This window comes from Mycobacterium sp. E2327, assembly GCF_001672675.1.
Classification (GTDB): Bacteria; Actinomycetota; Actinomycetes; order Mycobacteriales; family Mycobacteriaceae; genus Mycobacterium.
In genome coordinates this window covers 37,621-61,238 of sequence record NZ_LZKE01000167.1, presented here as the reverse complement: position 1 = coordinate 61,238, position 23,618 = coordinate 37,621, and the positions used below count along the sequence as shown (strand labels likewise).

18 protein-coding genes and 5 pseudogenes are annotated in these 23,618 nt (G+C 69.5%); 18 read left to right on the top strand and 5 right to left on the bottom strand.

Features of this window, described 5'->3' with window-relative positions:
• Positions 1-144: 144 nt before the first annotated feature.
• Positions 145-366 (top strand): annotated as a pseudogene (locus A5712_RS32730) (PE family protein); the annotation flags it as partial.
• Positions 367-689: 323 nt separating this feature from the next.
• Here A5712_RS32730 and A5712_RS32090 read toward each other — a convergent pair.
• Positions 690-1,775, bottom strand: a complete 1,086-nt coding sequence (locus A5712_RS32090) for a PPE family protein (RefSeq protein ID WP_068108522.1) — start codon at positions 1,773-1,775, stop codon at positions 690-692.
• Between the two features lie 29 nt (positions 1,776-1,804).
• Entirely contained in the window at positions 1,805-1,930 is a 126-nt protein-coding gene (locus tag A5712_RS32365) for a hypothetical protein (protein WP_255404414.1), read from the bottom strand.
• Positions 1,931-1,977: 47 nt separating this feature from the next.
• On the opposite strand from A5712_RS32365, the pseudogene A5712_RS19915 reads away from it, so the two are divergent.
• From A5712_RS19915 to A5712_RS19845, 15 genes and pseudogenes are all read left to right on the top strand, one after another.
• Positions 1,978-3,066 (top strand): annotated as a pseudogene (locus A5712_RS19915) (UDP-N-acetylmuramoyl-L-alanyl-D-glutamate--2,6-diaminopimelate ligase); the annotation flags it as partial.
• On the top strand, positions 3,063-4,568 hold the full coding sequence (murF, locus tag A5712_RS19910) for a UDP-N-acetylmuramoyl-tripeptide--D-alanyl-D-alanine ligase (protein WP_068108519.1): 1,506 nt from the start codon (positions 3,063-3,065) through the stop codon (positions 4,566-4,568). The pseudogene A5712_RS19915 and the gene murF, both read left to right, overlap by 4 nt.
• Complete coding sequence (mraY, locus tag A5712_RS19905; RefSeq protein ID WP_068108516.1) at positions 4,565-5,644, top strand: phospho-N-acetylmuramoyl-pentapeptide-transferase; 1,080 nt, start codon at positions 4,565-4,567, stop codon at positions 5,642-5,644. Before murF ends, mraY begins: the two co-directional genes overlap by 4 nt.
• A 1-nt stretch (position 5,645) precedes the next feature.
• Complete coding sequence (gene murD, locus A5712_RS19900) at positions 5,646-7,097, top strand: UDP-N-acetylmuramoyl-L-alanine--D-glutamate ligase (protein ID WP_068108512.1); 1,452 nt, start codon at positions 5,646-5,648, stop codon at positions 7,095-7,097.
• Positions 7,098-7,203: 106 nt separating this feature from the next.
• Positions 7,204-8,791: pseudogene (gene ftsW / locus A5712_RS19895) on the top strand (putative lipid II flippase FtsW); the annotation flags it as partial.
• Positions 8,788-9,978, top strand: a complete 1,191-nt coding sequence (gene murG / locus A5712_RS19890) for an undecaprenyldiphospho-muramoylpentapeptide beta-N-acetylglucosaminyltransferase (protein WP_068108506.1) — start codon at positions 8,788-8,790, stop codon at positions 9,976-9,978. The pseudogene ftsW and the gene murG, both read left to right, overlap by 4 nt.
• 50 nt (positions 9,979-10,028) lie before the next feature.
• Entirely contained in the window at positions 10,029-11,456 is a 1,428-nt protein-coding gene (gene murC, locus A5712_RS19885) for a UDP-N-acetylmuramate--L-alanine ligase (protein ID WP_231982179.1), read from the top strand.
• Positions 11,453-12,385 (top strand): cell division protein FtsQ/DivIB, encoded by a 933-nt coding sequence (locus A5712_RS19880; RefSeq protein ID WP_068108500.1) that lies wholly within the window; start codon positions 11,453-11,455, stop codon positions 12,383-12,385. The genes murC and A5712_RS19880 overlap by 4 nt, the downstream gene beginning before the upstream one ends.
• A 238-nt stretch (positions 12,386-12,623) precedes the next feature.
• Positions 12,624-13,769: a cell division protein FtsZ gene (ftsZ, locus tag A5712_RS19875; RefSeq protein WP_068108701.1), complete on the top strand. Its 1,146-nt coding sequence runs from the start codon at positions 12,624-12,626 to the stop codon at positions 13,767-13,769.
• Between the two features lie 49 nt (positions 13,770-13,818).
• A complete protein-coding gene (pgeF, locus tag A5712_RS19870) occupies positions 13,819-14,526 on the top strand; it encodes a peptidoglycan editing factor PgeF (protein ID WP_082973538.1) in 708 nt (235 codons plus the stop codon).
• 5 nt (positions 14,527-14,531) lie between these two features.
• Complete coding sequence (locus A5712_RS19865) at positions 14,532-15,308, top strand: YggS family pyridoxal phosphate-dependent enzyme (protein WP_068108704.1); 777 nt, start codon at positions 14,532-14,534, stop codon at positions 15,306-15,308.
• Positions 15,309-15,373: 65 nt separating this feature from the next.
• On the top strand, positions 15,374-16,003 hold the full coding sequence (locus A5712_RS19860; RefSeq protein WP_068108493.1) for a cell division protein SepF: 630 nt from the start codon (positions 15,374-15,376) through the stop codon (positions 16,001-16,003).
• Between the two features lie 119 nt (positions 16,004-16,122).
• Positions 16,123-16,425, top strand: coding sequence for a YggT family protein (locus A5712_RS19855; RefSeq protein ID WP_067149893.1), 303 nt, complete (start codon positions 16,123-16,125; stop codon positions 16,423-16,425).
• Positions 16,426-16,664: 239 nt separating this feature from the next.
• Positions 16,665-17,468 (top strand): DivIVA domain-containing protein, encoded by an 804-nt coding sequence (locus A5712_RS19850; protein ID WP_068108490.1) that lies wholly within the window; start codon positions 16,665-16,667, stop codon positions 17,466-17,468.
• Positions 17,469-17,549: 81 nt separating this feature from the next.
• Complete coding sequence (locus A5712_RS19845) at positions 17,550-17,909, top strand: hypothetical protein (RefSeq protein ID WP_068108487.1); 360 nt, start codon at positions 17,550-17,552, stop codon at positions 17,907-17,909.
• Between the two features lie 3 nt (positions 17,910-17,912).
• On the opposite strand, the pseudogene A5712_RS19840 reads toward A5712_RS19845, so the two are convergent.
• Positions 17,913-18,614: pseudogene (locus tag A5712_RS19840) on the bottom strand (phosphoribosyltransferase); the annotation flags it as partial.
• Between the two features lie 129 nt (positions 18,615-18,743).
• Between A5712_RS19840 and A5712_RS19835 the strand changes: the two are divergent.
• On the top strand, positions 18,744-18,944 hold the full coding sequence (locus tag A5712_RS19835) for a hypothetical protein (RefSeq protein WP_068108482.1): 201 nt from the start codon (positions 18,744-18,746) through the stop codon (positions 18,942-18,944).
• 334 nt (positions 18,945-19,278) lie between these two features.
• A complete protein-coding gene (locus tag A5712_RS19830; RefSeq protein WP_082973542.1) occupies positions 19,279-19,983 on the top strand; it encodes a hypothetical protein in 705 nt (234 codons plus the stop codon).
• 290 nt (positions 19,984-20,273) lie between these two features.
• Here A5712_RS19830 and A5712_RS32725 read toward each other — a convergent pair.
• Together A5712_RS32725 and A5712_RS19820 are read right to left on the bottom strand one after the other, a co-directional pair.
• A pseudogene (locus A5712_RS32725) lies at positions 20,274-20,360 on the bottom strand (prevent-host-death family protein); the annotation flags it as partial.
• A 410-nt stretch (positions 20,361-20,770) separates the two neighbouring features.
• On the bottom strand, positions 20,771-23,596 hold the full coding sequence (locus A5712_RS19820) for a hypothetical protein (RefSeq protein WP_231982177.1): 2,826 nt from the start codon (positions 23,594-23,596) through the stop codon (positions 20,771-20,773).
• Positions 23,597-23,618: the final 22 nt, after the last annotated feature.

Here is a 23,618-nt window from a genome sequence, read left to right as displayed (position 1 = left end):
CGTCTTGAACTGCGACCTATAGACGAATTTCAAGAATTATCGGCTGAAGACTAGACAGATATTCATAATTTATGACAGTGTGTCTCCACAACGTCAGGCAGTGCCGGACTTCGGCACCGCGGTTCGCATCAGGAGGAACACCACATGTCGTTTGTCGTCACCGTGCCGGAGCTGCTGGAAGCGGCGGCCGGCCGGCTGCACGTTATCGGCTCCGCCGTCAGCGCGGCCAACGCGGCCGCCGCATTTCCGATCACCGGAGTCATCCCGGCCGCGGCCGACGAGGTGTCGGCGGCGACGGCGGCGGCCTTCTCCGGTTACGGCCACCTCTACCAGGCGATCAGCGCCGAGGCGGCCCTGATCCACGAGGAGTTCGTCCACGCCCTTGGGCTCGCCGCCAACTCGTATGCCGCCACTGAGGCGTCGAACGCCGGGCAGGCCGGAGGTGTCCGGGTGGCGCACGTGGCGCCCCCTCGCATGGCCCCGACTACCCCCGCTCGCGTGACGCACGTCGCGCCCCCTCGGCCCGCCCCCGCGCGGCCTGCCACCCCGGTCTATGGCGCTGCACCGGCGGGTCGGGCGTCGTATGGCGGCGGTTACGGCAGTTACGCCCGCGGCAACTATGGCGGCGGTCGCGTGGATCCCTATGCGCGATTCAGCTACGGCGGTAACTCGGCACTGTATGGGGGCGGCTACGGCGCCCATGCGGCGCCCGCCGCGCTGGCCCACCCGGCGACCGTGGTGGCGGGAAGGCCGCGGGCCATCATCGGCGACGCGGCAGGGGCGCCCGATACCGGTGACACGGCCGGCGCCTCGGCGGCTGGAGCCGACGCCGGCGTCCAGCCCGAGGGCACCGACAGACCGCCGACCGAACTGGCCTGGCCCATCGCCGCCGCCGGCGCCAGGTGGGCGGGAACCCGCATCTCCGGCAGCACGCGCATCGTCGGCACGGCGGGCGTCGCGGGCATGAACGCCGGCCGCACGGTCGGGGCGGGCGCGACCGTCGGCGCCATAACGCCCGGGTTCGGCGTCGTCGCTCCCGGCGTCCCCGCGCCCTGGCCGAGCGGCGCGCTGAGCAGCTGCGCGAATTCGCCTATGCCGGACTGGAAGCCACTTATCAGCGATGGCCCGGCGGCGTTGAGTTCCGACGGAATCGCCGACAGCCCCATGAGCGCTTGGCTGGCCAGGCCCTGCGCGGCGCCCTGAAGATTGCTGACGGCCGTTCCGATGGCGCCGCCGGCCAGGCCCACCAGGTTCGTGGTGACCGGTGCCGTCGCCATCGGGGCGAGCGCGGACGCCGTCGTCGACGACGCCGCGTAGGCGTACATCGCCGCGGCGTCTTGGGCCCACATCTCGGCGTACTGCGCCTCGGTCGCGGCGATCGCGGGTGTGTTGATGCCCAGGAAGTTGGTCGCAACCAGGGTCATCAGCATGGCGCGGTTGGCGGCGACCAGCGGCGGCGGGACGGTGGCGGCAAAGGCCGCTTCGTGCGCGGCAGCCGCAGCGGCTGCCTGCATCCCGGCCTGCTCGGCCTGCGCGGCGGTGCTGTGCATCCACGCCACATACGGCGCGGCGGCGCCTGCCATGGCTGCCGATGACGGGCCCTGCCAGCCGGCGTCGGCGAGCTCCAAGATCGCCGACCCGTAACTGGTTGCGGCCGAACGCAACTCGGCGGCCAAACCGTCCCAGGCCGCCGACGCGGCCAGCATCGGCGCCGAACCCGGGCCCGCATACATCAGCGCGGAGTTGATCTCCGGAGGCAACGCGGCGAAGTCCATAGGTAGATCCCTTCTTTGAGTGGTTGTTGCTAGGCGCGCGCCGGCAAGGCCTGGGTGGGTCCGGCGGGTGACGGGTTGGCGGGCACGTAGTGCTCGGGGTGAACGGTCCCCGGGTAATTCGGAGTGGGCTGCACGGTCACCGGTTGAGCGGGCATCGCCGGCGCGGTCGCCGGGCTGACGGGCATGGCGGGGGCGGCCGGAGCGTGCCGGCGGGCGGACGGCCGGGCTCATCGGCACCATCGGCATCCGCGTCGACGGCGCCGACATCCCCAGCGCGCTGACCACCCCGGAGGCCCCCGCGCTGCAGGCAATGCTCGCCGCGATGGCCGAGCAGGGGGTGGACACGGTGGTGATGGAGGTGTCCAGCCACGCGCTGGCCCTGGGCCGGGTGGACGGCACCGAGTTCGCGGTGGGCGCGTTCACCAACCTGTCCCGCGACCACCTCGACTTCCACCCCACCATGGCCGACTACTTCGAGGCCAAGGCCGCGCTGTTCGACCCCGAGTCGCCGCTGCGCGCCCGCCGCGCCGTCGTGTGCATCGACGACGACGCCGGTCGCGCGATGGCCGCCCGCGCTGAGGAACCGATTACCGTCAGCGCCGCCGGTGAACCCGCCGACTGGCGCGCGGTGGACGTGGCGCCGATGGGCCCGGGGGGCCAAGAGTTCACCGCGGTGGACCCCGCCGGCGTGCACCACCGCGTCGGCATCCGGCTGCCCGGCCACTACAACGTCGCGAATGCCCTTGTGGCGCTGGCGATCCTGGACGCGGTGGGCGTCTCCCCGGAGCAGGCGGCCCCGGGCCTGCTACAAACCCGCGTCCCCGGGCGGCTGGAAGAGATCGACCGCGGCCAGGATTTCCTCGCGCTGGTCGACTACGCCCACAAGCCCGAGGCGCTGCGTGCGGTGCTGAGCGCGCTGGCGGGTCCGGAGCGCCGGCTGGCGGTGGTGTTCGGCGCCGGTGGCGACCGCGACCCGGGCAAGCGGGCGCCGATGGGCGAAATCGCTTCGGAGCTGGCCGATTTGGTCGTCGTCACCGACGACAACCCGCGCCGGGAGGATCCGGCGGCCATCCGCCGGGAGATTCTGTCCGGGACGGCGGGCGGCTCGGCGCAGGTTGTCGAGATCGGCGACCGCCGGGCCGCGATCGAACACGCGGTGGCCTGGGCCGGCCCCGGCGACGTGGTGCTGGTCGCGGGCAAGGGCCACGAAACCGGGCAGCAGGGGGCCACCGAGACCCGCCCGTTCGACGACCGGGTGGAGCTCGCCCGCGCGCTGGAGGCCCGCCGGTGATCGACCTGACCGTCGCGCAAATCGCCGAAATCGTCGGCGGCACACTGGCCGACATCGCACCAGAGGACGCCGCCGCGCTGCGCGTCACCGGGACCGTCGAGTTCGACTCGCGCGCCGTCGGCCCGGGCGGGCTGTTCCTGGCGCTGCCCGGCGCGCGATCCGACGGCCACGATCACGCACACTCGGCCGTCGCGGCCGGGGCGGTGGCGGTGCTGGCCGCGCGTCCGGTCGGGGTGCCCGCCATCGTCGTGACCCCGACCGGGGCGGACGACACCCGGGCCGGGGTGCTCGAGCACGACGCCGACGGATCGGGCGCCGCGGTCCTGGCCGCGCTGGCCAAGCTGGCCCGGGCGGTGGCGGCCGAACTGGTCGCCGGCGGGCTGACCATCATCGGGATCACCGGCTCGTCGGGCAAGACCTCGACCAAGGACTTGGTGGCCGCCGTGCTGGCGCCCCTCGGCGAGGTGGTCGCCCCGCCGGGGTCTTTCAACAACGAGCTGGGCCACCCCTGGACGGTGTTGCGCGCGACGCGGCGCACCGACTACCTCATTCTCGAGATGTCGGCGCGGCACCCCGGCAACATCGCCGCGCTGGCCGAGATCGCCACCCCGGCGATCGGCGTGGTCCTCAACGTCGGCACCGCCCATCTGGGTGAATTCGGCTCGCGGGAGGCCATCGCGCGAACCAAATCCGAACTGCCCCAAGCCGTTCCGTCGTCCGGCGTCGTAATCCTCAACGTCGACGACCCGGCCGTGGCGGCGATGGCCGACGTCACCACCGCCCGGGTGGTCCGGGTCAGCCGCGCGAGCCAGACGGATGCCGGTCCGAGCGACGTGTGGGCCGATGGAGTGTCGCTGGACGAACTGGCCCGGCCGCGCTTTACCCTGCACGCGATGGACAGCGCCGCCCCGGTACAACTCAGCGTGTTCGGCGACCACCAGGTCACCAACGCGCTGTGCGCCGCCGCGGTCGCCCTGCAATGCGGCGCCGGCATCAAGCAGGTCGCCGACGCGCTGGCCGGGGCGGGGCCGGTGTCGCGCCACCGCATGCAGCTGACCACCCGCGCCGACGGCGTCACGGTGATCGACGACGCCTACAACGCCAACCCCGACTCGATGCGGGCCGGGCTGCAGGCGCTGGCCTGGATCGCCCACGAGGCGGGCGAAAAGCGCAGGAGCTGGGCCGTGCTGGGCGAGATGGCCGAGCTCGGCGACGACGCGATCACCGAGCACGACCGCATCGGCCGGCTCGCCGTGCGCTTAGATGTGTCTCGACTCGTTGTCGTCGGAACCGGGAGGTCGATGAGCGCCATGCACCATGCGGCGGTCATGGAAGGCTCCTGGGGCGCGGAGGCAGTGAGCGTGCCCGATGGCGACGCGGCGCTGGCCCTGTTGCGCGCGGAGCTGCGGCCGGGCGACGTCGTCCTGGTCAAGGCGTCCAACGCCGCCGGCCTGGGCGCGCTCGCGGACGCGCTGGCGGCCGACACCGGGGCGCGCCCGTGAGACAGATCCTCATCGCGGTCGCGATCGCGCTGACCGTGTCCATCTTGCTGACCCCGGCGCTGATCCGGCTGTTCACCCGTCAGGGCTTCGGCCACCAGATCCGCGAGGACGGCCCGCCGACCCACCACACCAAGCGCGGCACCCCGTCGATGGGCGGCGTGGCGATCCTGGCCGGCATCTGGGCCGGCTACCTGGGCACCCACCTGGCGGGCCTGGCGTTCGACGGCGAGGGCATCTCCGCGTCGGGTCTGCTGGTGCTGGGCCTGGCCACCGTGCTGGGCTTCGTCGGCTTCCTCGACGACCTGATCAAGATCCGCCGGTCGCGCAACCTCGGGCTGAACAAGACGGCCAAGACGGTCGGGCAGATCGTCGCCGCGGTGCTCTTCGGTGTGCTGGTGTTGCAGTTCCGCAACGCCAACGGCCTCACACCGGCCAGCGCGAACCTGTCCTACGTGCGCGAAATCGCCACCGTCACACTGGCTCCCGGGCTGTTCGTGCTGTTCTGCGTCATCGTCGTCAGCGCCTGGTCCAACGCGGTCAACTTCACCGACGGCCTGGACGGGCTGGCCGCCGGGTGCATGGCCATGGTCACCGCCGCCTATGTGCTGATCACCTTCTGGCAATACCGCAACGCGTGCGTCACCGCGCCCGGCCTCGGCTGCTACAACGTGCGCGACCCCCTGGACCTGGCGATCGTCGCGGCCGCCACCGCCGGCGCGTGCATCGGCTTCCTGTGGTGGAATGCCGCGCCGGCCAAGATCTTCATGGGCGACACCGGCTCGCTGGCGCTGGGCGGCATCATCGCGGGCCTCTCGGTCACCAGCCGCACCGAGATCCTGGCCGTCGTGCTGGGCTCGCTGTTCGTCGCCGAGGTCACCTCAGTTGTCCTGCAGATCCTGGCCTTTCGCACCACCGGGCGCCGGGTGTTCCGGATGGCGCCCTTCCACCACCATTTCGAACTGGTCGGCTGGGCCGAGACCACGGTGATCATCCGCTTCTGGCTGCTCACCGCGATCACCTGCGGGCTGGGCGTGGCCCTGTTCTACGGTGAGTGGCTGGCCACGATCGGAGCCTGACGTGCTTGACCCGCTCGCGCCGGGCGCGCCCGTGCTGGTGGCCGGCGGCGGCGTCACCGGCAGGGCCGTGCTCGCGGCCCTGACCCGGTTCGGTGCCGTCCCCACCCTCTGCGACGACGACCCCGAAACGCTGCGCCGGTTCGCCGACGGCGGGGTCGCGACCGCGACGACGTCGACGGCCGCCGAAAGGGTCTCCGACTACGCCCTGGTGGTGACCAGTCCCGGCTTCTCGCCATCCACGCCGCTGCTGGCCGCCGCCGCGACGGCGGGCGTGCCCATCTGGGGCGACGTCGAGCTGGCCTGGCGGCTCGACGCCGCCGGCCACTACGGCCCGCCGCGCCGCTGGCTGGTGGTCACCGGGACCAACGGCAAGACCACGACGACGTCGATGCTGCACGCGATGCTGGTCGCCGGCGGGAAGAGCAGCGTGCTGTGCGGCAACATCGGCGACCCGGTCCTCGACGTGCTGGACCGGCCCACCGACCTGCTGGCCGTCGAGGCGTCCAGCTTCCAGCTGCACTGGGCGCCCTCGCTGCGGCCCGAGGCCGGCGTCGTGCTCAACATCGCCGAGGACCACCTGGACTGGCACGCCACCATGGCCGAATACACCGCGGCCAAGGCCCGGGTGCTAAACGGCCGGGTGGCGGTCGTCGGGCTCGACGACGCCCGGGCCGCCGCGCTGCTCGACACCGCGGCCGCGCCGGTCCGGGCCGGTTTCCGGCTCGGCGAACCGGCCGCCGGTGAACTCGGCGTGCGCGACGGAATGCTGGTCGACCGCGCCTTCGCCGACGACCTGGCGCTGCTGACGGCCGAATCGATCCCGGTGCCCGGCCCGGTCGGGGTGCTGGACGCCCTGGCCGCCGCGGCCCTGGCCCGCAGCGTCGGGGTTCCGGCCGAGGCGATCGCGAGCGCCGTCGCGTCGTTCCGGCTCGGCCGGCACCGCGCCGAGGTCGTCGCCGTCGCCGACGGGATCACCTACGTGGACGACTCCAAGGCCACCAACCCGCACGCCGCGCAGGCGTCCGTGCTGGCCTACCCGCGGGTGGTGTGGCTGGCCGGCGGTTTGCTGAAGGGCGCATCGGTGGACGCCGAGGTCGCCAGCGTCGCATCGCGGCTGGTCGGCGCGGTGCTCATCGGCCGAGATCGCGCGGAGGTTGCACAGGCGTTATCGCGACACGCGCCGGATGTCCCCGTCGTCCACGTTGTGACAGGCGAGGATGCTGATATGGATGCGACTGCTGTGGTTCCTGATGCTTCTGTGACAGAAGTGAGACCTTCCGACGGCGACCTCGGCGCTCGCGTGATGACCGCGGCCGTGGCCGCGGCACGAGACCTCGCCAAGCCGGGCGACACGGTGCTGCTGGCACCCGCCGGCGCGTCGTTCGACCAGTTCGCCGGTTACGCCGCCCGCGGCGACGCGTTCGCCGCCGCCGTCCGCGCGGCGATCCGGTAGCCGCTGTGGGAAACGCGCTGACCCGGCGGCTGCGCCGGGGCAAAGGCAGTAAACAGGCCGCCACCCCCGAGCGGGCCGAGGCGGCCGTCCCGGACGAGGTCGCCGACGCCTCGATCGACGAGGATGCGACGGACGCCTTCGAAACCGCCGACCCGCCGAACGCCAGGGCCGGGGGCGGCCCAGGAGGCGTCAAGGCCCGGGTCGCCGCGCTGCCGGCCGGCCTGCGCGGCCGGTTCGGCGCCTGGCTGGGCCGGCCGATGACGTCGTTTCACCTGATCATCGCCGTCACCGGGCTGCTGACCACGCTCGGTCTGATCATGGTGCTGTCCGCCTCGGGGGTGCGCTCGTACGGCGCCGACGGGTCGGCGTGGGTGATCTTCGGCAAGCAGGTGCTGTGGACGATCATCGGGCTGGTCGCGGCCTACGTCGCGATGCGCGTGTCGGTGCGCTTCATCCGGCGGGTGGCCTTCACCGGCTACCTCGTCACGATCATCTTGCTGGTGCTCGTGCTGGTACCCGGGATCGGCAACCTGGCCAACGGCTCGCGTAAGTGGTTCGTGATCGCGGGCTTCTCGATGCAGCCCTCCGAGCTGGCCAAGATCGCGTTCGCCATCTGGGGCGCCCACCTGCTCGCGGCCCGGCGAATGGAGCGGGCCTCGCTGCGCGAGATGCTGATCCCGCTGGTCCCGGCCGCGGTCATCGCCCTGGCGCTGATCGTCGCCCAGCCCGACCTGGGGCAGACGGTGTCGCTGGGCATCATCCTGCTGGCCCTGCTGTGGTACGCGGGGCTGCCGCTGCGGGTCTTCGTCACCTCGCTGCTGGCCGTCTTCATGGCCGGCGCGGTCCTGGCGATGTCCGCGGGGTACCGCTCGGACCGGGTGCGGTCCTGGATCAACCCCGAAAATGACCCGCAGGACACCGGCTATCAGGCCCGGCAGGCCAAGTTCGCGCTGGCCCACGGCGGCATCTTCGGCGACGGCCTCGGCCAGGGCGTCGCCAAGTGGAATTACCTGCCCAACGCCCACAACGACTTCATCTTCGCGATCATCGGCGAGGAGCTCGGCTTCATCGGCGCGTTCGGGTTGCTGGCCCTCTTCGGGGTGTTCGCCTACACCGGGATGCGGATCGCGCGCCGCTCGGCCGACCCGTTCCTGCGGCTGCTGACCGCCACCACGACCATGTGGATCCTCGGGCAGGCGTTCATCAACATCGGCTATGTGATCGGCGTGCTGCCAGTTACCGGCCTGCAGCTACCGCTCATCTCCGCCGGCGGAACATCCACGGCCGCAACGCTTTTCATGATCGGGATCATGACCAATGCGGCCCGGCACGAACCGGAGGCGGTGGCCGCGCTGCGGGCCGGTCGCGACGACAAGGTGACCCGGCTGTTGCGGCTGCCGCTGCCCCAGCCGTACGTGCCCAGCCGCATCGAGGCGTTCCGCGACCGCAAGAAGGTGGGACCGCAGGCCGCCGGCAAGGGGCCCAAGGCGCCCGCGCGCAAGGCCCCCCGCGCCGCCGACGTCCCGGTGCGGGGGGCCGCGGGACGAAAGACCGCCCGCCCGACGCGCCAGTCTGGGGGCGGCGCCCGCGGGCGGGGAGGGCATCATGGATCTGGCCAGCGCTACGCCAGCCAGGGCGCCGGCCAGCGTAAGGCACGGCGAACTCGCGCATTGGAAGGTCAGCGTTACGGGTGAACGGCACGATCAAACAGCCGGCCGGCGGGCTGGGGGCAAGCCCCTCGCCCGCCGGTGCTGCATCATCGGCCCTTGATTCCGTGTCGGTCGTGCTGGCCGGCGGCGGGACGGCCGGCCACGTGGAGCCCGCCATGGCCGTCGCCGATGCCCTGCGCGCCCTCGACCCGGGCGTCCGGATCACCGCCCTGGGCACCCGCCGTGGGCTGGAGACCAGGCTGGTTCCCGAGCGCGGCTATCACCTGGAGCTGATTACGCCGGTCCCGCTGCCGCGCAAGCCCAGCGGCGACCTGGCCCGGCTGCCGCCGCGGGTGTGGCGCGCCGTGCGCGAAACCCGCGCGGTGCTCGACGCCGTCGACGCCGACGTGGTGATCGGCTTCGGCGGCTACGTGGCGGTGCCGGCCTACCTGGCGGCCCGCGGCATCCCCGGCATTCGGCGCCGGGTGCCGGTGGTGATCCACGAGGCCAACGCCAGGGCCGGCATTGCCAACCGCGTCGGCGCGCGCACGGCCGACCGGATCCTGTCCGCGGTGCCGGATTCGGGACTGCGCGGCGCCGAGGTGGTCGGGGTGCCGGTCCGGGAAACCATCACCGCGCTGGACCGCGCCGCGCTGCGCGCCGAGGCGCGCAAGCACTTCGGCTTCGCCGACGACGCCCGGGTGCTGCTGGTGTTCGGCGGCTCGCAGGGCGCGGTCTCGCTGAACCGGGCGGTGTCGGCGGCCGCCGCCGACCTGGCCGCCGCCGGCGTCTCCGTGCTGCACGCCCACGGCCCCAAGAACACCCTCGAGCTGCGCACGCCGGGGCCGGGCGATCCGCCCTATGTGGCCGTGCCCTACCTGGACCGGATGGACCTGGCGTATGCGGCCGCCGACCTGGCCATCTGCCGATCCGGGGCGATGACGGTCGCGGAGGTGTCGGCCGTCGGGCTGCCGGCCATCTACGTACCGCTGCCGATCGGCAACGGCGAGCAGCGGCTCAACGCGCTGCCGGTGGTCAACGCCGGCGGCGGCATGATCGTCGCCGACGCCGACCTGACCCCCGCCCTGGTGGCCCGCGAGGCCGGCGGGTTGCTCAACGACCCGGCGCGGCTGGCGGCGATGACGACGGCCGCCGCGCGGGTGGGACACCCGGACGCGGCGCGACGGGTGGCCCAGGCGGCGCTGGACATCGCGGCGCGGAGGCGAGGGTGACCGCCGAGCAGCTGCCGCACTCGCTACCCCCTGAGTTGCAAAGGGTGCACATGGTCGGCATCGGGGGAGCCGGCATGTCGGGCATCGCCCGCATCCTGCTGGACCGGGGCGCGCTGGTCTCCGGGTCCGACGCCAAGGAGTCGCGCGGGCTGCACGCCCTGCGTGCCCGTGGCGCGCTGATCCGCGTCGGCCACGACGCGTCGTCGCTGGATCAGTTGCCGGGCGGCGTGACGGCGGTCATCACCACCCACGCCGCCATCCCGAAGACCAACCCCGAGCTCGTCGAGGCGCGCCGGCGCGGCATCCCGGTGATCCTGCGGCCCGTCGTGCTGGCCAAGCTGATGGCCGGGCGCACCACGCTGATGGTCACCGGCACGCACGGCAAGACGACGACGACGTCGATGCTGATCGTGGCCCTGCAGCATTGCGGGCGCGACCCGTCGTTCGCGGTCGGCGGCGAGCTCGGCGAGGCCGGCACCAACGCCCATCACGGCAGCGGCGACTGCTTCGTCGCCGAGGCCGACGAGAGCGACGGCTCGCTGCTGGAATACACGCCCAACGTCGCGGTGGTCACCAACATCGAGACCGATCACCTGGACTTCTACGGCAGCGCCGACGCGTACGTCGAAGTGTTCGACGCGTTCGTGGAGCGGCTGGCGCCCGGGGGAGCGCTGGTCGTGTGCACCGACGACCCGGGCGCGGCGGCGCTGGCCGCGCGCACCGCCGAGCTCGGCATCCGGGTGCTGCGTTACGGCTCCGCGGGTGACGGCCTGGCCGCCAGGCTGTTGTCGTGGGAGCAGCAGGGCACCGAGGCGGTCGCGCACATCCAACTTGCGGGCGAGGAGCACCCGCGCGTGATGCGGCTGTCGGTGCCCGGGCGGCACATGGCGCTCAACGCGCTGGGCGCGCTGCTGGCGGCGCTCGAGATCGGGGCATCGGCCGACGAGGTGCTCGACGGGCTGGCCGGATTCGAGGGCGTGCGGCGCCGCTTCGAACTGGTCGGGACCTCGGGAACCGGCCCGGAGGCGGTGCGGGTGTTTGACGACTACGCCCACCACCCCACCGAGATCGCCGCCACGCTGGCGGCGGTCCGCACCGTCCTCGAGCAGAGCGGGGACGGCCGCTCCATCGTGGTGTTCCAGCCCCATTTATATTCGCGCACAAAGGCTTTCGCCGCCGAGTTCGGCCGGGCGCTGGACGCCGCCGACGAGGTGTTCGTGCTCGACGTCTACGGCGCGCGCGAACAACCGCTCACCGGCGTCAGCGGGGCCAGCGTCGCCGAGCACGTCAGCGTGCCGGTGCGCTACCTGCCGGATTTCTCCGCGGTCGCCGGGGAGGTCGCCGAGGCCGCGGGCCCCGGCGACGTCGTCGTCACGATGGGTGCGGGCGACGTGACGCTGCTGGGTCCGGAGATCGTGACCGCGCTGCGGCTGCGGGCCAACCGCAGCGCGCCGGGCCGGCCGGGGATACCGCGATGACCGAGCCGAACGAGGCCAGCCCGCCCGAGCACGGCTCCGAGACCGCCGACGGCGTGATCACCGAACCGCTCGCGACGGGGCAGCAAGGCGAGGCCGCAGCCGAGGATCAGGCCGAGTTCGAGGGGCCACGTCGGCGGGCCCGCCGCGAGCGGGCCGAGCGCCGTGCGGCGCAGGCGCGCGCCCGGGCCATCGAGGAGGCCCGCCGCGAGGCCAAACGCCAGGCCAGCGGGCGCATCGTCAACCAACCCAGACCCGCCCGCGGCGTGGTGCGGGGCCTGAAGATGCTGCTGATCAGCGTGGTGGTGGCCGTCGTCGGTGTCGGGCTGGGGCTGGTGCTGTACTTCACGCCCGCGATGTCGGCGCGCGAGATCGTCGTCACCGGAACCGGCACGGTGACGCGCGAGGAGGTGCTCGACGCGGCGCGGGTGCGGCCCGGCACGCCGCTGCTGCAGATCAACACCAACCAGGTCGCCGAGCGGGTGGCCGCGATCCGGCGGGTGGCCAGCGCGCGCGTGCAGCGGCAGTACCCGTCGGCCCTGCGCATCACGATCGTGGAGCGGGTGCCGTTGGTGGTGAAGGACTTTCCGGACGGCCCGCACCTGTTCGACCGCGACGGCGTCGACTTCGCGACCGCCCCGCCGCCCCCGGCGCTGCCCTACATCGACGTCGCCGACCCCGGCCCGAGCGACCCGGCGACCAAGGCCGCGCTGCAGGTGCTGATCGCGCTGCGCCCAGAGGTTTCGGGCCAGGTGGGCCGGATCGCGGCGCCGTCGGTCGCCTCGATCACGCTGACGCTCAACGACGGGCGGGTGGTGATCTGGGGGACCACCGACCGCACCGAGGAGAAGGCCGAGAAACTGGCCGCGCTGCTCACCCAGCCCGGCCGGACCTACGACGTGTCCAGCCCCGATCTGCCGACCGTGAAGTAGCTGAGCGGGCCCGAATGTGCGGCCAGCCGCACGCTCGTCGCCCAACGTGCAGCCAGCCGCACGCTCGAGGTCACAAAAATTTGCGTGCCGCGCGTCGGCGCGCCTGCGGGATTAGCGCCCGCCTGACCCATACCGTTCTGTTTGCGCGGAACTACTTGACATAACTCTAACTCTATGGTTGAGGTTGAGGGTTTGCCAAGCGGACACACCGAGTCCCACCAGGGAGGAAGAAGTAATGATGACCCCCCCGCACAACTACCTGGCCGTCATCAAGGTTGTGGGTATCGGTGGCGGCGGCGTCAACGCCGTCAACCGGATGATCGAGCAGGGCCTCAAGGGCGTGGAGTTCATCGCCATCAACACCGACGCCCAGGCGCTGTTGATGAGCGACGCCGACGTCAAGCTCGACGTCGGGCGCGACTCCACCCGCGGGCTGGGCGCCGGGGCCGACCCGGAGGTCGGGCGCCGGGCCGCCGAGGACGCCAAGGACGAGATCGAAGAGCTGCTGCGCGGGGCCGACATGGTCTTCGTCACCGCCGGCGAGGGCGGCGGCACCGGCACCGGCGGGGCGCCCGTCGTGGCCAGCATCGCCCGCAAGCTGGGCGCGCTGACCGTCGGCGTGGTCACCCGGCCGTTCTCCTTCGAGGGCAAGCGGCGCGGCAACCAGGCCGAAAGCGGCATCGCCGCGCTGCGGGAAAGCTGCGACACGCTGATCGTGATCCCCAACGACCGGCTGCTGCAGATGGGCGACGCCGCGGTATCGCTGATGGACGCGTTCCGCAGCGCCGACGAGGTGCTGCTCAACGGCGTCCAGGGCATCACCGACCTGATCACCACGCCCGGCCTGATCAACGTCGACTTCGCCGACGTCAAGGGCATCATGTCCGGCGCGGGCACCGCCTTGATGGGCATCGGCTCCGCGCGCGGCGAAGGCCGCTCGCTCAAGGCCGCCGAGATCGCGATCAACTCGCCGCTGCTGGAGGCGTCGATGGAGGGCGCCCAGGGCGTGCTGATGTCGATCGCCGGCGGCAGCGACCTGGGCCTGTTCGAGATCAACGAGGCCGCCTCGCTGGTGCAGGACGCCGCCCACCAGGACGCCAACATCATCTTCGGCACCGTCATCGACGACTCGCTCGGCGACGAGGTGCGCGTCACCGTCATCGCCGCCGGCTTCGAGGCCAGCGGGCCGGGCCGCAAGCCGGTGATCGGCGCCGGGGAGAAAGCCGGCGCGCACCGGATCGAGTCGGCGAAGGCCGGCAAGCTCACGTCGACGCTGTTCGAACCCGTCGACGCGGTCAGCGTGCCGGTGCACACCAACGGCGCGACGTTGAGTATTGGCGGCGACGACGACGACGTCGACGTGCCGCCGTTCATGCGCCGCTGACGTCGTGCGCGTGACACGGGAACGGCCCGGCCGTCCGGATACTGGTCACGTGAGCGTTCGCATCCGGCGGGTGACCACCACCCGCGCGGGCGGTGTCTCGGCGCCGCCGTTCGACACCTTCAACCTGGGTGACCACGTCGGTGACGACCCGGCCGCGGTGGCCGCCAACCGATCCCGGCTGGCCGCCGCCCTCGGGCTGGGCACCGACCGGCTCGTGTGGATGAACCAAATCCATGGCGACCGGGTCGAGGTGGTCGACGCGCCGCGGAGCTCCGCGGTCGACGGCACCGATGCGCTGGTGACGAGCACCCCGCGATTGGCGCTGGCGGTGGTGACCGCCGACTGCGTCCCGGTGCTGATGGCCGATGCGCGCGCCGGCGTGGTCGCCGCCGTGCACGCCGGCCGCGTCGGCGCGCAGCGCGGGGTGGTCGCGCGCGTGGTGGAGGCGATGCTCGGGCTCGGCGCGCAGGCCGGCGACATCTCGGCGCTGCTCGGGCCGGCGGTCAGCGGCCGCAACTACGAGGTGCCCGCCGCGATGGCCGACGAGGTCGAGGCGGCGCTGCCGGGCAGCCGGACCACTACCTCGGCGGGCACGCCCGGACTGGATCTTCGGGCCGGAATCGCTTGCCAGCTAAGGGATTTGGGTGTCACGGCGATCGACGTCGACCCCCGCTGCACGGTGGCCGACCCCACCCTGTTCAGTCATCGCCGGGACGCGCCGACCGGTCGGCTGGCGTCGCTGGTCTGGATGGAGTGACCTCCATGGCGGGGGACATGCCGGCCGGGCAAGACCGCGAAACGGAATTGACCCACGCATTGGCCGCGGTGCGTTCGCGACTTGCGACGGCCGCGGAAGCGGCGGGCCGCAATGTCAGCGAAATTGAACTTCTCCCCATTACCAAATTCTTTCCAGCAACCGATGTCGCGATTTTGTCTCGATTGGGTTGTCGGTGCGTTGGCGAATCCCGCGACCAGGAAGCCGCGGCGAAGGTCGCCGAAGTCGCGCGGTTGGCCGGTAGTTCGGCGCTTGCGGACTTGCCGAATATGCACTGGCACATGGTCGGCCGCATTCAGCGCAATAAGGCGCGGTCGCTGGCCAACTGGGCGCACACCGCCCACTCGGTCGACAGCACCCGGCTGGTGACCGCGCTCGATCGGGCGGTGTCGACGGCGCTGTCGGAGGGACGCCGGTCCGAGCCGCTGCGCGTCTACGTCGAAGTCAGCCTCGACGGCGACGTGTCCCGCGGCGGCGTCGACATCACCGGGCCCGGCGCCCTCGATCAGGTCTGCGCGCAGGTCGCGGACTCCAAAAGCCTGAAGCTGCTCGGCCTGATGGGCATCCCGCCGCTCGACTGGGACCCCGAGCGGGCCTTCGACCTGCTGCGATCGGAGCACCGCCGGGTGCTCGAATCGCACCCGGATGCGGTGGGTTTGTCCGCCGGCATGTCCAGCGACTTCGAAATCGCCGTCAAACATGGTTCGACATGTGTGCGTGTCGGTACCGCGCTATTGGGTCCGCGGCGGCTACCGTCACCGTAATTAGTCACTGTAGTCACACCTTCATCACAGACACCAATAATCCCAGGGGCTAGAAGGGTTAAGCGATGAGCACACTGCACAAAGTCAAGGCCTACTTCGGTATGGCTCCGATGGAGGACTACGACGACGAGTACTACGACGACCGGGCGCCCTCCCGCGGATTCCCCCGCCCGCGCTTCGACGACGGCTACGGGCGCTACGACGGGCGCGACTTCGACGACCCGCGCGGCGAGCCTGCCGACTACCCGCCGAGCTACCGCGGCGGCTACCCGGAGGAGCGTGGCTACAGCCCCCGCGAATTCGACCGTCCGGAGATGGGCCGCCCGCGCCTCGGGTCGTGGCTGCGGAACTCCACCCGCGGCGCGCTGGCCATGGACCCGCGCCGGATGGCGATGCTGTTCGAAGAAGGCAGCCCGCTGTCGAAGATCACCACGCTGCGGCCCAAGGACTACAGCGAGGCGCGCACCATCGGCGAACGTTTCCGCGACGGCACCCCGGTCATCATGGACCTGGTGTCGATGGACAACGCCGACGCGAAGCGGCTCGTCGACTTCGCGGCCGGCCTGGCCTTCGCGCTGCGCGGCTCGTTCGACAAGGTCGCGACCAAGGTGTTCCTGCTGTCGCCCGCCGACGTCGACGTATCACCCGAAGAGCGTCGCCGGATCGCCGAAACCGGCTTTTACGCTTACCAATAGGCGCGCCCGGGCCGCCGCCTAGCAGGTCGGCGGCCGTGAGGTGTGTGCCCGCACCGTTGACTCGGTACGCTGGCGGCTGATATTCGGGTCATCTCATCGGTTAGGTCGGGGCGTCGCAGTTGGTGCTGTTCTTTCAGATCCTTGGGTTCGCGCTGTTCATCTTCTGGCTGCTGCTGATCGCCCGGGTCGTCGTCGAGTTCATCCGTTCGTTCAGCCGTGACTGGCATCCGACCGGCATCACCGTGGTGGTTCTCGAGATCATCATGTCGATCACCGACCCGCCGGTGAAACTGCTGCGGCGGCTGATCCCGCAGCTCACCATCGGGGCGGTCCGCTTCGACCTGTCGATCATGGTGCTGCTGCTGGTCGCGTTCATCGGCATGCAACTGGCGTTCGGCGCCGCCGCGGGAGCCGCGCCGTGAGCGCGCCGACGGAGCCTGGAGACGGTTCGGCCACGTTTTAGCGTCGGTTCGGCGGCCGCGATTTAAAAACTTTAAGGGTTTGGATTTTATTGGTCTTAGTGTTTGAAATTGGTTCTTAATTATTGGGCTAATCGGCTACCGCCGGGTCTGGTGTGACAGGATGGACGGCAGTTGCACGACGGCAACCACTCCGTTCTACACTTTCCAGATCGTTTGACAGGAACTCGAGGGGACGAACAATGCCGCTTACACCAGCCGACGTCCACAATGTGGCGTTCAGTAAGCCGCCGATCGGCAAGCGCGGTTACAACGAAGACGAGGTCGACGCCTTCCTCGACCTGGTGGAAAACGAGCTGACGCGGCTCATCGAGGAGAACTCCGATCTGCGTCAACGCATCGAGGAGCTGGACCGCGAGCTGGCCGCCGGGGGTGGCGGCGGCGCCGCCCAGCCCACCCAGGCGATCCCCACCTACGAGCCCGAACCCGAGCCGGTCAAGCCGGCGCCCGTCGTGGCGCCCCCGCCGCCCGCGGCCCCCTCGGGAACCAACGAGGAGCAGGCCCTCAAGGCCGCCCGGGTGCTGAGCCTGGCCCAGGACACGGCTGATCGGCTCACCAGCACCGCCAAGGCCGAGTCCGACAAGATGCTTGCCGACGCGCGCGCCAACGCCGACCAGATCCTCAGCGAGGCCAAGCACACCGCCGAGACCACCGTCGCGGAGGCCCGGCAACGCGCCGACGCGATGCTGGCCGACGCCCAGAGCCGCTCGGAGACCCAGTTGCGGCAGGCCCAGGAGAAGGCCGACGCCCTGCAGGCCGACGCGGAACGCAAGCACTCCGAAATCATGGGAACCATCAACCAGCAGCGCACCGTGCTGGAGGGCCGCCTCGAGCAGCTGCGCACGTTCGAGCGCGAGTACCGGACCCGCCTCAAGACCTACCTCGAATCTCAGCTCGAGGAACTCGGCCAGCGCGGCTCGGCGGCACCCGTCGACTCCAGCGCCGATGCCGGCGGGTTCGACCAGTTCAATCGGGGTAATAACTAGCCTGGCAGCCGCGCCAAGCCACGACGCGGCACTAACCTGCACTGGACCTGGCAATCCCGCTCGTCGCCTGGAGGATGGCCGATGCTGATCATTGCGCTGGTACTCGCCCTGATCGGGCTCGTCGCGTTGGTGTTCGCGGTCGTCACCAGCAACGAGTTGGTCGCCTGGGTGTGCATCGGCGCCAGCGTCCTGGGCGTGGTGCTCCTGATCATCGACGCCCTGCGGGAACGCCAGCGGCGCGACGCCGGCGGCGAAGTCGCCGAAGACGCTGTAGCAGCGGGGGACGGCGAGGACGCGACGGTCGATTACCCCGAAGAAGTCCCGGAGGAGGGCGAACGACCCGCCGAGGACACCACCGTCGGCGAGTCGTCACAGGGGCTCGAAACCAGCGAGGAGTCCGCGGTGCCCGCCGAGGGCCGCGGCGAGGACCGCACCACGTAGCCGTCAGCGGGTCGGCGTATTCAGCAGCTCGCGGACCTCATCGTCACTGACCTGGTGGAAATCGGCGTACACCTGCCCGACGGCTTCAAACCCGGGGGGCATGGTCGCGCACACCACGTCGTCGGCTTCCTGCCCGATCTCGCGGCACGTCGACGGGGGGCCGACCGGAACCGCGACGACGATCGACCGCGGGCCCGCGGCCCGCAGGGCGCGGACGGCGACCAGCATGCTGGCCCCCGTGGCGATGCCGTCGTCGACCAGGATCACGGTCTTGCCCCGCGGGTCGGCGATGGGGCGGCCGCCCCGGTACGCCTGCTCGCGCCGGTGGAGTTCGGCCGTCTCGCTGGCGACCACCTCGCGGACCTGCTCGTCCGTAATGTGCAGGCTCGAAACCACGTTGTCGTTCATCACCACCGCTCCGCCGCTGGCCAGCGCGCCCATTGCGAGCTCCGGCCAGCGCGGCACCCCGAGCTTGCGGACCAGGAACACGTCGAGCGGTGCGTGCAGCGCCGCCGCGATTTCCCACGCAACCGGGACGCCGCCGCGGGCGAGCCCGAAAACCAGTAGATCGTCCTTGTCCCGGTAGGACGCTAACTGCTCGGCGAGCACGCGGCCGGCCTCGCGACGGTCGCGGAACGTGCGCGTCGCCGTTCGCCGAAGAAAGCCGCTCGGTGGGTTCATTGGTCGCATTCGCCAGGCTTGGCCTTTATCTAGCCTACGTGCGGCGTCCAGGTGCGCGAAGCAGGCCAGGGGGCCGGATTCTCGCGGTGAGTTTCATCACGCAGTAGCCTTGTGCGCGAGGGGAATTCGCGGCGACACGAGAGGAATGACGAAATGGGTCGACGCACTTACACGTCCTACAGCATCGCCTGCGCGGTGGTGTGGGCGGTTATCTTGATCGGGGTTTCGGCGGTGGCGGGCGCGGACACCCGGCGCACGTTCCTGCTGGTTGGCTTCGGGTGGGGGATCGGCTGGCTGTCGGCGACGATCGCCCGGGCCGTCTACCCGCCGCCCAGGCGGCACGCCGGGCCGTAAGACCGCTGTGTGCTCGCGGCGTCGCCGCTCAACACACACGAGCCGTAAAGCCGCGGTGTGATGGCGGCTTCGCCGCTCAACACACCCGGGTAGTAAAAACCGCTGTGTGATCGCGGCTTCGCCGCTCAACACACTCCATCGGCTCGGAAATGAACGCGAGCGTTCATTTCGCTCGCCTCAGTCGTGTGTCCGAGGGGGGAGTTGTCCACCTGCGACACGAGTTGAGACCTTCCAACTCGGTCGTTGACGGAACGGTCGATGGCCATCGTAATCAGTTTGAGCTGCATGTATTGCGTAAATGCGTCCTCTGGCCGACTATATATGTGTGAGTGAGATGACGGCTGTGGCAGGTGCGGAGATCCTGGGGGTTTCGGCGCGCCAAGTCGCGCGGCTTGCCCGTGCGGGGGAGTTGACGGTGACGCGGACGGTTGGCGGTGCGTTGTTGTTGGATGGCGCGTCGGTGCATCGGCTGGCAAACCAGGTCCGCCACAACGGGCGCCCGTGGGCGCCCGCCACGGCGTGGGCGGCGCTCGCGTTGCTCTCCGGTGAGCGTGTGGATTGGCTGGGCGCCTCGGCGTTGTCGCGGCTGCGGCATCGGCTGCGGGCCGGCGGCGCGTCGCAGTTGTGTTGGATGACGCGTCGCCGCGCATCGGTGCTCCGGATGCGTGGGTGGGGCACCGATACCGGGCTGCTGGCCTCGGGAGTCAGTGCATTGCACGATGAGGCGATGTCGCAGCTGTTCGATCTCACGGCTGTCGATGGGCGAGTCGAGGGTTATGTTCGTGCTCGCGATTTGGCCGGCGTGGTCCGCGCGGCCGGGCTTGTCGATGACGTGGGGGGTGACGTGATCGTGCGGGTGGTGCCTGAGGATGCCGGCTACGCGGTCGACCACATCGTAACGGCCGCGGTGGCGGTCGACTTGGCCGAGTCGCTGGACACCCGCGAGTCTGCTGCGGGGATCGGTGTCCTCGAGGATTTGCTCGACCGGTTTCGTTGCGGTGACACCGGCCGGCGCGTGTCGGGACGACGGGACCGATGAGTCCGCAGGCCGAGAATCGACCGCTCTGGCAGGTGGATGCCCCGGCGGGCGGATGGCCATCGCCGTGGCCGCAGCTCGTCGAGATCGCCCAGGCCGTCCCCTGCACGCAGTGGACGCTGGTGGGTGGATTGATGGTGCAGCTGCATGCCGTGCGGGCGGGGTTGCCGCTGACCCGCGCCACGCGTGATGTGGACATGATCTTGCACATCGAGACCGGAGCGGCGACATTTGGAGGCGTCCGGCGTGAGTTGGAACGCCTCGGATATCGCCTGCGTGAACCCGTCGGCAGCGGGCCGGTACACCGTTTCGTCCGTGGTGCTGGCGACGGCGAGACGGTCGATGTCATGGTGGCTGATCGCCTTCCGCTCAAGCTTCATCCGAAGGTGTTGCAGCGGAAGGTGTTTGCCGTCCCGGGTGGGACTTCGGCGCTGCGCAAGACGGTCAACTGTGAGGTCACTGCCGGCGCGGGCGCCGTCACGCTCAGCATTCCTGACGTGCTGGGCGCGTTGGTGCTCAAAGGCGCCGCCTACCTGGATGACTCGCGTGATCGCGGTCGCCATCTCGATGACGCGGCAGTGCTGGCCTGCGCAGTGACCGATCCGGTTGGTGATCGCGCTCGGATGATTGGCAGCGACCGCAAACGTATCGCCGCGCTGTGGACGATGCTCAGTGATCTTGGCCATCGATCGTGGATAGGTACGGGGACAAACTCACGACGAGGGCACGCAGCACTGCGAGTCCTGAGCGGCGCCTGACGATCCTGGGTGTTATCAGTGCTTCGAGTGTCTTAGCTGTCGGGACGAGCTCCTCCCGACAAATCGCTGAGTTGGTTGTATCGCGCAAGTACGCGCTCCAGCGCGGATTGGAGACGATCCCGATGTGCGGGCAGCGTAGGGATCACCCGGTGGAGTTCTCGGCCAACTTTCTTCAAGGCTTCGTGCATGGATAGAAGTACGTAGTTGGCGTGCACGCTGGTGGAGACGAGAGCGTCAGTCGCGGCTAGCGCATTGTCGATATCGTCAGTATGGAGTTGGCACACGATCATCAACGCGTCGAGGAGCACGCCGTTTTCGATTGACTCATTGGCTTCCCGCCATAGGAGTACGTGACGAAGGAGTTCGTCAAACTGCCCCGCCTCGTAGAGACGATTCGCGAGATTGTTCTGTATCGCACCGCCAGGATTCGCAGAGGGGTCACTGTCCGCGATGCCGGCGAGTTCGGTCCGCGCTCCGGCTAATAGCGGCGAATTGCGGTGTAGATCGGTGCGATTGAGGTAGCTGAGGGTCTCGGCGGCGATTACGTAGCCGAACCTGCGTTTCGACTCGTCCGCGCTAGCGGTAGCTTCGCGAACCGCGACCAGGAGTGGGTTCACGAGTGTGGAGACCATTTCCGGGGCTGCTTCGCCGATTGATAGATCGCCGATCATGTTGCTGAGAATCTTGGCTCGGATGAGTCGCGCATGTTGCTCATGCAGCCACGGCGCCAGATCCTGTGTTGCGGCATGACCGAGTTCAAGTGCCTGCTGCAGCCTGCCGCGACTCGCTGCGCACGTGCTGAGCTCTGCCCGCAGAAGTGCTTTTGCGTAGCTGAACACACGGAGACTCTGCCTCGACATCGATGACAACGGCTCGTTCTCCGCGATGAGCGCCAGAAGATCATCGGCGTGGACGCGAAGCTGTTCGACTGCGAAGAATTCGCCTTGGTCGCGCAACTTTCCCAGCCACCCGACAAGGAAGTACATGAATACGGTGCACTGGGACTCTAGATAGCCGTGGGGTACAGCGGCCAAGTATGACCGGCGGAGAATGTCGTGAACGAGGGGATGGACCGCAACCGTCTCACTGACGGGTGTGCGGTTACCTTGCCCGTCGTTCACAACTCGCTGAGCGATGGACTGCGTGCGCAACGCAGACAGAACTCCCCGGCGAAGAGCTTGATCCACCTCGGTTGGTACCGGGAGGTTCGCAAGATCGACGTAGACTGATTCGTCTGTCGCCTGCAGAATGAAATTGAGTGGCAACAGTTCTGGCGCAAGCAGACAGCCGATCTCCACGACGGCCCGCGCCGACCTACCGTACACCTGCCCGGTTCGCGTGCCTTTTGCCAAGCTGCGGGAGGCATGCTGGATAGCTGCAAACGCCGTCGACGGGAAGCCGGGCGGTATCGATGCATCGTCGGCGAGCGCTTCCAAATCGCTGAAGTACTGCAAAGCCAACTCGTCGAGTTGACCCTCAGTGTTCTTGAAGTAGATCGCAGACATGCTCACAGCCAAGGGCACCAGACCCAAACGGACAACAATCTCGCGGATCGAATCGCGGGCACGGTCGAGATCTGCGGGCCCGATATCCGCATAGGCTGCAAAGCAATCGATGGCTTCATCTTCGGTGAACTCAGCCACTTCGATAACCGGAGCACTTGGCCACCAGTTGAGACTGTTATTGGATGCGATGATAATCGAGCCGTAACCTCGCGACGGGATGTATTCCTCTATATCTGTGCGGTTTTGGAGTCCATCGAAGATGAGCAACCAAGGGCCCGGGTGGCGGCCGAGGATGCCGGCGAACACCGGCCCGATTGTTGTGCCAGCCGGGACGGTCTCGTTCAACTGCTCAATCAGATTGCGGATCTGCGGTTCGATGAAGCCAACGTCGCGACAGTCGACCCAACACATGAACGCGTACGAGATGGCTTCAATATGGCAATAGTCCGATGCAAGAACGGTTTTCCCGTTTCCTGTCCGGCCCGCCAACACCACGCGAGAAGGAGTCGACACGTCCTTCGTAAGGTCGAGATGGCTTTGAATCTCATTGAGGTAGCCCAGCCTGGGAACGGTCGACAGATAGTTCGGGATGTTGGTAATCGGTAAGCCCCAATCAAATCCGCCGGCGACTTGCGCGATCGCTGCGTCCGGCATGACGAGCTTGTCGAGAAGATCGAGGGCGGAAATTCTGCTTGGTTCTGTCCCCGCCGCAGCGCTGAAGATGAAGTCGACAAGGATCGAGACCAGCAGCTGGCAGGTGACGGTGCCTGGCGAGCGTCCACGCTCCACGCGGAAACCTTTGATCAACTCCGTGATTGAGTCGAACAACTCAGCCGTGCTTCGCGAGTCGAAGATGATGCGCGGTTCCGCAGCTCCAATAGGCGCCTGCGGGCCCGACGGCCAGGTGTACTCCGTCCGGCTCGCATAGGTCGTTTGCTCTATCGCCGCGTCGGCCAGGACGGGCGAGAGGGGCTTGTTCGTGAGCAGAATTCTTTCTTCAGCGGGGTGGATCACAAGTCGTTCGAAGACTTCTCCCGCAGCGGCCGGCTGCAGCGGGTGATCATCGGGCTCAGAGGACGACTTCACCTGCACGTTGTGCGATGGCTCGTCGTCAATCTCGACCGCGAAGTCGACTACATCGTCGTCTTTGCCATCGTCCTTCCTATGCAGCGGCTCGATCACCAGCGTCGCGTGCGGTATCAGAGCGAGGTTATTTCGAAGAAAGCCCAAGACGTATTCGGCCGTTACGAGGTACTGGTACCTGAGACCGAAGGCTGCGATACCGCCGCCGCCCAACGCGACCATCCTGCTCCCCGTCGTTGTCAGGTACTTGGTCGCCAGACTATCCACCACAGTCCGGCTGAACCTTTACGTC

Bases quoted from the DNA above. Each gene is read 5' to 3' on its own strand.
- A5712_RS32090 (WP_068108522.1), bottom strand. From the start codon at position 1,775: ATGGACTTCGCCGCGTTGCCTCCGGAGATCAACTCCGCGCTGATGTAT.
- A5712_RS32365 (WP_255404414.1), bottom strand. From the start codon at position 1,930: ATGCCCGCTCAACCGGTGACCGTGCAGCCCACTCCGAATTACCCGGGG.
- murC (WP_231982179.1), top strand. From the start codon at position 10,029: ATGGTCGGCATCGGGGGAGCCGGCATGTCGGGCATCGCCCGCATCCTG.
- A5712_RS19880 (WP_068108500.1), top strand. From the start codon at position 11,453: ATGACCGAGCCGAACGAGGCCAGCCCGCCCGAGCACGGCTCCGAGACC.
- ftsZ (WP_068108701.1), top strand. From the start codon at position 12,624: ATGACCCCCCCGCACAACTACCTGGCCGTCATCAAGGTTGTGGGTATC.
- A5712_RS19865 (WP_068108704.1), top strand. From the start codon at position 14,532: ATGGCGGGGGACATGCCGGCCGGGCAAGACCGCGAAACGGAATTGACC.
- A5712_RS19860 (WP_068108493.1), top strand. From the start codon at position 15,374: ATGAGCACACTGCACAAAGTCAAGGCCTACTTCGGTATGGCTCCGATG.
- A5712_RS19850 (WP_068108490.1), top strand. From the start codon at position 16,665: ATGCCGCTTACACCAGCCGACGTCCACAATGTGGCGTTCAGTAAGCCG.
- A5712_RS19845 (WP_068108487.1), top strand. From the start codon at position 17,550: ATGCTGATCATTGCGCTGGTACTCGCCCTGATCGGGCTCGTCGCGTTG.
- A5712_RS19835 (WP_068108482.1), top strand. From the start codon at position 18,744: ATGGGTCGACGCACTTACACGTCCTACAGCATCGCCTGCGCGGTGGTG.
- A5712_RS19830 (WP_082973542.1), top strand. From the start codon at position 19,279: ATGACGGCTGTGGCAGGTGCGGAGATCCTGGGGGTTTCGGCGCGCCAA.